This is a genomic window from Chryseobacterium shigense, from assembly GCF_900156575.1.
Lineage (GTDB): Bacteria > Bacteroidota > Bacteroidia > Flavobacteriales > Weeksellaceae > Chryseobacterium > Chryseobacterium shigense.
In genome coordinates this window covers 90,791-102,071 of record NZ_FTNY01000004.1, presented here as the reverse complement: position 1 = coordinate 102,071, position 11,281 = coordinate 90,791, and the positions used below count along the sequence as shown (strand labels likewise).

Here is an 11,281-nt window from a genome sequence, read left to right as displayed (position 1 = left end):
AAGGCAAATTAAATATTGCCCATCAAAACTAAAAATAAAAAGATAACATAAATTAATGGCAACAAGTAACGATATAAGAAAAGGACTTTGCATCGAATTTAGCAATGATATTTTCAAAGTAGTTGAATTTATGCACGTAAAGCCAGGAAAAGGACCTGCTTTCGTAAGAACAAAACTAAAATCAGTAACCAACGGAAAAGTACTTGATAATACTTTCTCTGCAGGACATAAAATTGATGAGGTTAAAGTGATCACAAGAAAGTTCCAGTATCTTTACGATGATGAGAATGGGTTCCACTTCATGAATAATGATGATTTCTCTCAGTTATACCTGGATAAAGAAATGATCGAAAACTCTCAGTTTATGAAAGCTGGTGAAGAAGTGACGATCATTCTGAAAGAAGTAGACGAAACTCCACTTTCTGCTGAGCTTCCTCAGTCTGTGTATCTGGAAGTAATCGAAGCTGATCCGGGGATTAAAGGAAATACAGCGACGAATGCTCTTAAGAACGCCATCGTTGAAACGGGAGCAAGAGTAAATGTTCCTTTGTTTATCGAGCCGGGAGACAAGATCAAAGTAAATACTGAAGACGGTAGCTATTTGGAAAGAGTAAAATAATAATTAAAATTTACATAAATTCGGTTTGCCTTGGCAGTCCGAATTTTGTTTTTATAAGAAAAATCAATTGTTATGAGATTCCATTCTCCACAAAAGCTCAAATCGATTGCCGATTTAATAGGCTCAGAATTTGTTGGTCCTGAAGACTTTGTAGTATTGGGAACCAATGAGATTCATAGGGTAAAACCCGGCGATATCGTTTTTGTCAACCATCCGAAATATTACGATAAAGCATTGAATTCTGCCGCGACCATCATTTTGATCGACAAAAAGGTAGATTGTCCGGAAGGAAAAGCTCTTTTGGTTTCTGATGATCCTTTCAGAGATTTTAATAAGATCAATACTCACTTTACCAGAATATATAATTTCACGGAAGAGCTCCATGATGTTGAAATAGGAGAAGGGACCAGGATTCACTCTTCGGCAGTCATTGGCAACAATGTAAAGATTGGAAAAAACAGCCTCATCTTTCCTAATGTTGTGATCGGTGACAGAACCGAAATAGGGGATAATGTGATCATTCAGTCAGGAACTGTTTTAGGAGGTGATGCTTTCTATTACAGGAAACTGAACGGAAATTTTGACCGTCTGATCTCTGTGGGAAATGTCGTTGTTCAAAACAATGTGGAAATTGGAAATAACTGTACCATCGACAGAGGAGTTACAGATTCTACTGTCATTGGGGAAGGTTCGGTTTTAGATAATCAGATTCAGATCGGACATGATACAGTGATCGGAAAAAAATGCCTCATTGCCTCTCAGGTGGGAATTGCAGGTTGCTGCATCATCGGAGACGAAGTGACTCTTTGGGGACAGGTGGGCATCGCTTCGGGGAACACAATTGAAGGCGGATCTGTTCTTCTGGGGAAAACAGGAGTCAACAGAGATCTTAAAAAAGGAACCTATATCGGGATGTTTGCAGAAGATTTTAAAGGCTATCTTAAAAAAGAAGTAAAGCTGAGAAATCTCAAATAAACTATTCTCTTGGTTTTGTCCAAAATCAAAGAAAAATAAGTAAATTTGTGAGCATTAATAAAATAGTTAAATAAATTAAAACATCAATAAAATGTCAATTTTAGTAAACAAAGATTCTAAAGTAATTGTACAAGGATTTACAGGGAACGAAGGTACTTTCCACGCTGGCCAGATGATTGAATACGGAACCAACGTAGTAGGAGGAGTAACTCCAGGAAAAGGAGGAACTGAGCACTTAGGAAAGCCTGTATTTAATACAGTAGCTGACGCTGTTGAAAAAGCTGGAGCGAACGTAAGTATCATTTTCGTACCACCTGCATTTGCTGCTGACGCGATCATGGAAGCTGCTGAAGCAGGAATCAAAGTGATCGTATGTATTACTGAAGGTATTCCTGTAGCGGATATGGTGAAAGTAAAATCTTACATCGCTGACAGAGACTGCAGACTGATCGGTCCAAACTGTCCGGGAATCATTACTTCTGAAGAAGCTAAAATTGGTATTATGCCAGGATTCGTTTTCAAAAAAGGTAAAGTAGGTATCGTTTCAAAATCAGGTACCCTTACTTATGAAGCTGCTGACCAGGTGGTAAAAGCCGGTTACGGTGTTTCTACAGCAATCGGTATCGGGGGTGACCCAATCATTGGAACAACAACAAGAGAAGCTCTTGAATTGTTCATCAACGACCCTGAAACTGAAGCGGTGGTAATGATCGGTGAAATCGGTGGTGGACTGGAAGCTGAAGCGGCAAGATGGTACAAAGCTAGTGGATCTACTAAACCAGTAGTAGGATTTATCGCCGGACAAACTGCTCCTAAAGGTAGAACAATGGGACACGCAGGTGCTATTGTAGGTGGTGATGAAGATACAGCTCAGGCAAAAATGGAGATCATGAGAGAAAACGGAATCAACGTGGTAGATTCTCCAGCTGATATCGGTGTTACTGTTGCAAAAGTTCTAGGATAATAGTTATTCAAAAACAAAACATATGAAAAAATTTTTATTAACCTCAGCATTGGCCCTTTCAACCCTGTCTTTCGCCCAGATCGACTTTAAAAACACAAGATTTGGTGTCACAGCAGGAGGTAACTATTCCAGAGTAAGAAATGCCCATAACCCTTCTGGTCCAAGATATGCCTTTCAGGGTGGAGCTTTAGCCCTTATCCCGGTAGGAAAAGCAAACCAGTTCTTTATACAACCCGAAATCGTGTATTACGGTGCAGGAGAAACCGGAAAAGATAAAGATTCTAAAGGAAAAAGCGGTTATGATGCAGTATATGGGAACGACTATCTGAGCGTACCGATCTATTTTAAAGGATATTTTTCTGAAGCTGAATCAGAATTCTTTGGAATGATAGGTCCAAGATTTAACTTTCTGATGAGTCAGAATGTTAAAAATGCACCGGCAGACAGAGCCTATTATGATCCGGATGTTACTGATCCTTTGTATCCTTCAGTAAGCGGAAAAGCAGCAAGCTTTAATTTCGCCCTGGGATTAGGAGTAGGTTATAGCTATAAGAGACAGCTTGAATTAGCGCTTAAATATGACTTAGGTCTTTCCAATACTTATCCTGATCTTTCCAAAGAAAAAGGAGGTACCACGAAAGCCAAGTCTGAGCAGGTAATCAGTCTAAGCTTAAGCTATATCTTCAAATAGAATAACAAGTTATTCAATAATAAAAAATCCCGGAAATTCAATTTCCGGGATTTTTGTTTTATATGACTAAAATTTGTCAGTAAATCTATCTATAGTGGCCTAGGAAGCTGTAGCATTAAAAAAAATAAATATTGATCCGTTAAAAAATTACCACTGTTTGAGTGCGGACAGAATATTGAGTGGAAGAAGCACCAGTAAATCCGCACGAGTTTTGGGAATTTTAGGAGCAAGTTTTAATTTTTAGCGGAAGATTCCTGCCTTGAACTTTTGGTTCATTTTGTTTCAAGACAAAAGAACTTTTAGACTTATCCTCTGATCCACTTCCAGATCTCTTTTAAAGTCGCTTTATTACCATACATTAAAATACCTACACGGTAGATCTTTCCGGCTAAGAAGATCATGAAAATGGTCGTCACAAGTAATAATACAATAGACAGAGCAATTTGCCAGGCAGGAACCCCAAAAGGTATCCTGGCAATCATCGCCACCGGAGAGGTAAATGGAATGATGGACAACCAAAAGCCCAAAGGGCCGTCAGGATTGTTCATTAATGAAAAGCTTCCATACATTCCTAAAGTAAGCGGTAAAATAGCAAATAAAGTGAACTGCTGAGTCTCTGTCTCATTATCTACGGCAGAACCAATGGCTGCGTATATTGAACTATAGAAAATATACCCCAAAAGGAAAAATACGATGAATACAAAGATAATCAGCGGAAAATTCAGCTCTAGTAAGCTGTGTGAGATCTGTGTTGCGATCTGCGCTACATCCAGCTTGCTGGCAAGCTCTTCATTACCGCCGGGAATATTTTTCTGAAGAGACATAAATCCTGTATTTAAAACCAATGCTCCGACAACTGACATCGAGATCCAGATCAGAAACTGAGTCAAAGCGACAAGAGTTACCCCTAATATTTTACCCATCATCAGTTCAAAAGGTTTAACGGAAGAAATAATGATTTCTACCACACGGTTATTTTTCTCTTCCAGAACACTTCTCATCACCCTTACTCCATAAATAATAATGAACATAAAAGTCACATACATTAAAAGAATACTCAAGCCGCTTTTCACTCCAAACGCAAGATCTGAGTCTTCCTTATTGTTATTGGAAACATTAATCGTTTTTAAAGTAAAGCTTTTATCAAGGCTGTTCAGCTGTGCTTCCTGGATTCCAAGTTGTTTAATTTTTTCTTTCTTGATGACATCGGTAATATCCGAAACAATCTTCTGCTTCGTATCAAAGCCCATCTTAGCATTAACAATCAGTCTGGTGCTGTTTTCCAGCTCGTTATAATCATGATCCTTAAGTTCCGGAAGGATCAGAATACCATCCAGTGACTCGTTGTCTTTCAGATTATTGATCTTTGCTTTCTCATCCGCAGCAGAAACAAATACATAATTCAGTTTGTCATTAGATTTCAGCTGGTCTTTAAAAAGCCCGCTCTTATCTACAACCTCAATGATGCTATGTGATTCGTTGGCTTTAAACATCAGCCCGATCACTGCTCCGAATCCAATCAGTAAAAGAGGAGCAAGCAGCGTTAATATAATGAAGGATTTTTTCTTCACCTGCGTAAGAAATTCCCTTTTTGTAATTAAAAAAATATTGTTCATAAAATTAAGAATGATTACTTACGGCATTAATAAACACTTCATTCATACTTGGAATTCTCTCGTCGAATGATCTCACTTTTCCTATGTTCACAAGATCCAGAAGGATCTCGTTTTGCCCGCTTTCATTTTTTAAGTCAAAAGAAATCAGATTATTTTCATTAGAGAAATTAAAAATATCATAACTGCTTTTGAAACGGTTAAACTGAGCTTCATCCACTTCAGAAAGAGTCACTCCGAAAATATTTTTCTTGAATTTCTCTCTTACGTCAAAAACCCTTCCGTCAATGATTTTTTTAGAATGGTTAATCAGCGCCACATAGTCACACATTTCTTCTACACTTTCCATTCTGTGCGTAGAAAGGATGATGGTGGTTCCGTTATTTTTAAGATCGATAATCTGGTCTTTAATTAAATTGGCATTTACAGGGTCAAAACCTGAAAAAGGCTCATCCAGAATCAGAAGATGCGGACGGTGAAGGACAGTAACGACAAACTGGATCTTTTGTGCCATCCCTTTTGAAAGCTCCGAAAGTTTCTTTTTCCACCATTGGTCGATGTTTAGCTTTTCAAACCATTTTTTGGCTTCCTGTAAAGCATCGTTTTTGGTCATCCCTTTCAGCTCCCCGAAATAAAGGATCTGATCGCCTACAGTCATATTTTTATACAGCCCTCTTTCTTCGGGCATATAACCAATATCTCTGATATGGCTGGGATTAAGCTTATCTCCATTGATGAATACATCTCCGGAATCGGCTTGGGTAATCTGGTTGATGATACGGATGAAAGAAGTTTTTCCGGCTCCGTTCGGGCCAAGAAGACCATAAATACTGCCTTGAGGTACATGGATGCTGAAATCATCCAATGCTACTTTATTTCCGGCACTATAGGTCTTTCTGATATGTTCAGCTTTAAGCATTAAATTGTTTTTACAATGAGTATAAAAAAGTCCTTAAAGTTACATAAATAATAGGGTAGAACCCATGTAAAAGAAAAAATCCTGATGATTATCAGGATTAAATTTTTATTGTTTTACAATTTGAGTCACCTTTTGGGTATTATCGCTTAAAATATAGCGAATCAGATATTTCCCGGGTTTTAATTTTTCAATATTAATCTCTCCGGAATTCATGTTGACAGAATAATTGGCTACCTGTGTTCCTAAAATAGAATAAAAGGTCACACTTTTGATCTTTAAAGCAGCATCTTTAGCCTTGATCAGAAGGAAATCCTTTGCAGGATTTGGATAAGCTACCAATACACCGTCATCAGACTTCTGTGTGATGGAACCCGGCTCTCTCAGCTGTGCTTGCATATTGTTGGAAAACCCAACGAAAGCGCCCGTAAATAGAAATAAAAGTAAAAATTTTTTCATCAAATTATAATTTCTCGAATGTATTAAAACAAAAATAGACAATTCTACAATTCTATACAATAGTTTTTTATATAAGTTGTAGTAAATTTGTGGAAACTTATTCAAAAAGTATTCCAAAATGATACATTCAAGAAATAGAAGGCTTAGAGTTAATGAATCTATCAGAAGTTTAGTAAGAGAAAATATCCTTACAACTGATGATTTTGTAATGCCGATCTTCGTAATGGAGGGCGAAAACCAGCAGGAAGCGATCCCGTCTATGCCGGGTATCTTCAGGAGGAGTATAGATCTGACGGTGAAGGAATGTAAAGAATTATTTTCTTTGGGAGTAAAATCTGTCAATCTGTACATGAAAGTGTCAGAACATTTGAAAGACAATACCGGGAAAGAAGCATGGAACAAAGACGGACTGATGCAGCAGACCATCAAAGCTATCAAGGATGCGGTTCCGGCAATGGTTGTAATGCCCGATGTAGCGTTAGACCCTTATTCCATTTACGGTCACGATGGAATCATCGAAAACGGAAAAATCCTGAACGATGCGACCAATGATGCCTTAGCAAGAATGTCGGTATCCCATGCTGAAGCAGGAGCAGACATTGTGGCACCCAGTGATATGATGGACGGAAGGGTATTGGCCATCCGTGAAGCTTTGGAAGAAAGCGGATTTTCAGATGTAGGAATTTTGAGCTATTCCGCAAAATATGCAAGTTCTTTCTATGGACCGTTCAGAAGTGCTCTGGACAGCGCACCGAAAGAGGACATGGAAATACCAAAAGATAAAAAAACTTATCAGATGGATTTCCACAATTCCCGTGAAGCTTTAAACGAAGTATATAAAGATATTGATGAAGGGGCTGATATTATTATGATCAAACCGGGACTTCCTTATCTGGATATCGTTTCCAAGGTACGTGAAGCGATCGATCTTCCGATAGCAGTTTACAACGTAAGCGGAGAATATGCAATGGTAAAAGCAGCGGCACAGAACGGTTGGCTGGACAATGATAAAACCATTATTGAAAGTCTTACCTGCTTCAAGAGAGCCGGAGCAGATCTGATCTTTACCTATTTTGCCAAAGAAGCAGCGATGATTTTAAACAGATAAACTGATAATCAGGTTATTAATTTTGAGTTATGAATTATGAGTTCCTTTACTGGCATACAATATTGTCAAGAGGAAACTCATAATTCATAATTTATCACTCAATAATTTTAAGAAATGTTGAAATCTTTTCCCTTCGTGAATTTTGCAGCAAAAGGAGCCTGATTTCCAGAATATTTTAATACAAAATGTTTCTTCGTATCCGTATCTATTTTGGCATCCACTTCCACATTGGTCGTTTGGAAACTGACATCCAGTCCTACACCTGACTCCTTTTCAAGAAAGATTTCCACACTTTCTGCATAAAACAGCGAAGTACTCAGATAATTGAACTTGATATTCTTTCGGTACGTTTTGGATTGGTCCTGAGTAAACTGAGAGTAGCTTCTCAGAATTTCGATTCCCGGAGAGTCAATGTTCGTCACCCGTGATTTTGTAACACCGTTGACCCTTACTGAAAAGCTTTTGGCATTCTTGATATTCCCATTCACTCCAATATTAAATAAAGAAGGAAGCGACAGGCCGTATTCCTCCATGCTGTCTTTTGTAAATTCAAAATCCGGGATGAGAGCAGGATGTTTTGGGGTATTGATCAGTTGCTCCTTTACGGTATTGAGAAGGTCCCCTGAAAACAGAAATCCGATGAGGTTGTTTTCCGTTGTTCTCCAGTTTCTTCCATTCCATTCAAAAATCTCACAGAGCAAGGTGTCTGCGGACGAGTGCGGGAGAAGATCCATATCCTGCCATTTGAAAACTTCCTTTGCATAAGGCCTTCTGTTCAAAATATTGACACCCAGATCCAGCGCAAGAAGATCGGTCAGGTCTTGATTATTTTCCATAATAACTTAATTCTTGATTTGATGGAATAAAAGTAGGAAATAAAATGCTAAATGGTTTACAGCCATCCTTTTTTCCCGTACACATAGGTATCATCAAACTGCTTGTCACTCATAAAAAGATATAAAATACCCTCAATAAAAGGAATAATAGAAGCGGCACCACAGGTAATAATATTCAGGCCCAGCTGAATAAGAGCTTCCTTTTTATACCCGAGATAAAATTTATTTAAAGCCAGCCAACCTACAAGAATTCCTAATAAAGCGGCCGGAATTTTCTTTTCGGAACGGTAAGGACCATTGTTTTGCTGATTCTGGTCATTCTCTGTTTTGGTGTACCCGTAATTTTCCATTGCTAATTTCTTTTTAATAAAATAATTGTATTGATAGGTCGTTAAAAATGAATTGGAGTTACAAAATTAGAGGCCTGAATTTTTATTTTTTCTATGAACACATGTAGATTTGTTTTGAACATTGCGAAGCCTATTTTATTCATCAACACAGAAAATAAAAATCATTCACTCAAAAAACGGAGGATAGAATACATAATCTAAAATTTGAATTCAAAAAAACTTTATCTTTGCTCCTATGATTTTACGAGGAGAAAACTTAATCAAAGAATACGGTCCTAAAAAAGTAGTAAAAGGAGTTTCTGTACAGGTTCAACAGGGAGAAATTGTTGGTTTGCTTGGTCCTAACGGAGCAGGAAAGACCACTTCGTTTTATATGATTGTGGGATTGGTTAAGCCTACTTCAGGAAAAATCTTTCTCGATAAACAGGAAATCACCACCGATGCGATGTACCGTCGTGCCCAAAAAGGAATCGGTTATCTGGCGCAGGAAGCTTCCATTTTCAGAAAGCTGTCGGTAGAAGAAAATATCATGGGTGTTTTACAGCTTACCAAACTTTCAAGACGTGAGCAGCAGATCAAATGTGATGAGCTGATCGAAGAATTTTCATTGCAGCACGTGCGTAAAAACCGTGGTGACCTTCTTTCCGGTGGGGAAAGACGTAGAACAGAAATTGCCCGCTGTCTGGCTACCAGTCCGAACTTTATCCTTCTCGATGAACCTTTCGCTGGAGTAGACCCGATCGCGGTAGAAGATATTCAGAAGATTGTAAGAAGTCTGGTAGACAAAAATATCGGGATTCTGATCACTGATCACAACGTACAGCAGACCTTAGCCATTACCAATAAAACCTACATCATGTTTGAAGGAAACATCCTGAAAGAAGGACTTCCGGAAGATCTTGCCAATGATCCGCAGGTAAGAGAGGCGTATCTTGGAGAAAACTTTGTCTATCAGAGTATTTTGGACAAACCGAAAAAGAAAAAATATATTTATAACATCTGGGCTGGTAATTTTGACTCAAAAGCCCAGCTTCAGGGATTTGTAGATGAAAACTTAGCACAGTTTGATGATCTGAGACTGATGTACGGTTTTGAAGATGCCAGTTTTGCATCACTTGCCAATTCTGAAATTGAACATATTTTCAATGAGGTGGTGGATAAAAATGCGAATAATTCTTTTGTTTTCCAAAGAAAAGAACTGACCTCTCAGTATACTCTGGAACAGGCTGAAGCTGAATCTAAAGCCGTCAGCAGGCCTGAACTGCATTATCTTACCACCTATTTTTACGAAGGATAATTAAAATTTTCAACGGATTATTTTTTTCTTGCTAAGCGATCTAAGGACAATTACTCGGTCCTGAAAGAATGTTGTTTTGTGTACCTGATATATCTCACCTTTTTAAGATATATGTTGAGATATTGTTGCAAGGGTTTAATTTTTGCAGTTACATTGTTAATTGATTTATTTCTTGTATTCTTTCATTAAGATGCTATAAATCATGTAATTATTAATTAAAAAAAACAAATGTCACTACAAGAAAAATTACAAAACCTAGCAAGCGAAAACACCGGTCTTGCCGTAAGTATTTCGCTAAACACCCACAGGACCTTTCCCGAAAATCAGCAGGACGAAATTGTTCTTAAAAACTTAATCAGGGAAGCTGAAAATCGTGTCATAGATGAATATGGAAAAAGACCCGCAGCAGGAGTATTAGAAAAGCTTGAAAAACTTGAAGGCAAAATAAATCATCAGTATAATTTAGATAGCCTGCATATATTCCTTTCTAATGAAACAGAAGAAATTATAAAATCTACCTGGAAATCAAGAGATAATTTGGTAGAAGTAGATGAGAAATTCTCTGTAAGACCACTGATCAAGGCTGTAGGGAGAGTTCAGGAATATCTTATCTTATTGCTGGCACAAAGCGGAACAAAACTTTACGAAGCAATGAATGACGCTATCATTACTGAAATTCATGAAGAAGGATTTCCCTTTCCGCAAAACCCTTTCTATATCACTAGTGCAGAGGTAAGAAGCGACGCAAAACAGGTCGACAACCAGATCAAAGAGTATTTCAATCGTATTGATAAAGCAGTCGTTGAAATCCATAAAAAAACAGGCATGGAGGTGATCGTTATAAGTACTTCAGATAATTACACCAAACTGTTGGAAGTGGCTGACCTTCCTGCAATATATATAGGTCACGATAATAAAAATTACTCAGAGGCAGAAGAGCATCATATTGTAGAGCAAGCCTATGAAATTATTAAAGAAAAGCAGAAGGAAGACCGTAAAGCAGCGATTGAAGAAGTAAAAGAAGCAGTTTCACAAGGAATGGTTCTTACAGATTTGCATGAGATCTATCAGGCTGCGCTGGATGGAAGAGGAGAGTTGTTGATCATCCATCAGGATTTTGAACAGCCAGTCAGATTAACGGATGACAGATCATTTGAGTATGCTGAAGACTCTAAAGAACCCGGAGTGGTAGATGATATTGTCTCTATTATTTCCTGGGAGGTTCTTTCTAAAAACGGAAAAGTTCATTTTACCACTCAGGAAGAATTGCTTGATCTGGGGAAAATTGTTTTAAAAACGAGATACTAACCTTTCTCAATATCAATAAAAGCTAACATTTGTTAGCTTTTTTTTATTTAAAAAAACTATTTTTACTAAGATCTTATCAAAAGCTCATGGCAAAACCTTTTAACAGAACAGTCACTTTATTTGGCATCTATAAACAACTTGTTCC

General features: G+C 37.8%; 11 protein-coding genes and 1 pseudogene. 7 read left to right on the top strand and 5 right to left on the bottom strand.

The genetic code is table 11. The features are described from left to right. The first annotated feature begins 55 nt into the window (after window positions 1-55). The 4 genes from efp (at window position 56) to BW964_RS13900 (ending at window position 3,249) form a co-directional block, all read left to right on the top strand. A complete protein-coding gene (gene efp / locus BW964_RS13915; protein ID WP_034748009.1) occupies window positions 56-619 on the top strand; it encodes an elongation factor P in 564 nt (187 codons plus the stop codon). Window positions 620-691: 72 nt separating this feature from the next. Then, a complete protein-coding gene (locus BW964_RS13910) occupies window positions 692-1,594 on the top strand; it encodes an LpxD N-terminal domain-containing protein (RefSeq protein WP_076508084.1) in 903 nt (300 codons plus the stop codon). A gap of 91 nt (window positions 1,595-1,685) precedes the next feature. Further along, window positions 1,686-2,558, top strand: a complete 873-nt coding sequence (gene sucD / locus BW964_RS13905) for a succinate--CoA ligase subunit alpha (RefSeq protein WP_073336560.1) — start codon at window positions 1,686-1,688, stop codon at window positions 2,556-2,558. 22 nt (window positions 2,559-2,580) lie between these two features. Next, window positions 2,581-3,249 (top strand): porin family protein, encoded by a 669-nt coding sequence (locus tag BW964_RS13900; RefSeq protein WP_076508082.1) that lies wholly within the window; start codon window positions 2,581-2,583, stop codon window positions 3,247-3,249. Between the two features lie 305 nt (window positions 3,250-3,554). On the opposite strand, the gene BW964_RS13895 is transcribed toward BW964_RS13900, so the two are convergent. From BW964_RS13895 to BW964_RS13885, 3 genes are all read right to left on the bottom strand, one after another. Continuing rightward, complete coding sequence (locus BW964_RS13895) at window positions 3,555-4,865, bottom strand: ABC transporter permease (protein ID WP_076508081.1); 1,311 nt, start codon at window positions 4,863-4,865, stop codon at window positions 3,555-3,557. 4 nt (window positions 4,866-4,869) lie between these two features. Continuing rightward, window positions 4,870-5,781, bottom strand: a complete 912-nt coding sequence (locus tag BW964_RS13890) for an ABC transporter ATP-binding protein (RefSeq protein WP_076508079.1) — start codon at window positions 5,779-5,781, stop codon at window positions 4,870-4,872. A gap of 105 nt (window positions 5,782-5,886) precedes the next feature. After that, window positions 5,887-6,237 carry a T9SS type A sorting domain-containing protein gene (locus tag BW964_RS13885; protein ID WP_076508077.1) on the bottom strand — a complete coding sequence of 117 codons (351 nt, stop codon included), beginning with the start codon at window positions 6,235-6,237 and terminating at the stop codon, window positions 5,887-5,889. Window positions 6,238-6,355: 118 nt separating this feature from the next. Here BW964_RS13885 and hemB point away from each other — a divergent pair, with 118 nt between their 5' ends. Next, a complete protein-coding gene (gene hemB, locus BW964_RS13880) occupies window positions 6,356-7,345 on the top strand; it encodes a porphobilinogen synthase (protein WP_076508076.1) in 990 nt (329 codons plus the stop codon). A gap of 107 nt (window positions 7,346-7,452) precedes the next feature. On the opposite strand, the gene BW964_RS13875 is transcribed toward hemB, so the two are convergent. Continuing rightward, the gene (locus BW964_RS13875) at window positions 7,453-8,181 is read right to left on the bottom strand and encodes a hypothetical protein (RefSeq protein ID WP_076508074.1); all 729 of its coding nucleotides are present in this window, start codon (window positions 8,179-8,181) and stop codon (window positions 7,453-7,455) included. Between the two features lie 56 nt (window positions 8,182-8,237). Beyond that, window positions 8,238-8,531: a TM2 domain-containing protein gene (locus tag BW964_RS13870; RefSeq protein WP_076508073.1), complete on the bottom strand. Its 294-nt coding sequence runs from the start codon at window positions 8,529-8,531 to the stop codon at window positions 8,238-8,240. Window positions 8,532-8,766: 235 nt separating this feature from the next. Here BW964_RS13870 and lptB point away from each other — a divergent pair. Beyond that, window positions 8,767-9,492, top strand: a pseudogene (gene lptB / locus BW964_RS13865) (LPS export ABC transporter ATP-binding protein); the annotation flags it as partial. Between the two features lie 564 nt (window positions 9,493-10,056). After that, window positions 10,057-11,136, top strand: coding sequence for a baeRF3 domain-containing protein (locus BW964_RS13860; RefSeq protein WP_076508069.1), 1,080 nt, complete (start codon window positions 10,057-10,059; stop codon window positions 11,134-11,136). The last annotated feature ends 145 nt before the right edge of the window (window positions 11,137-11,281 follow it).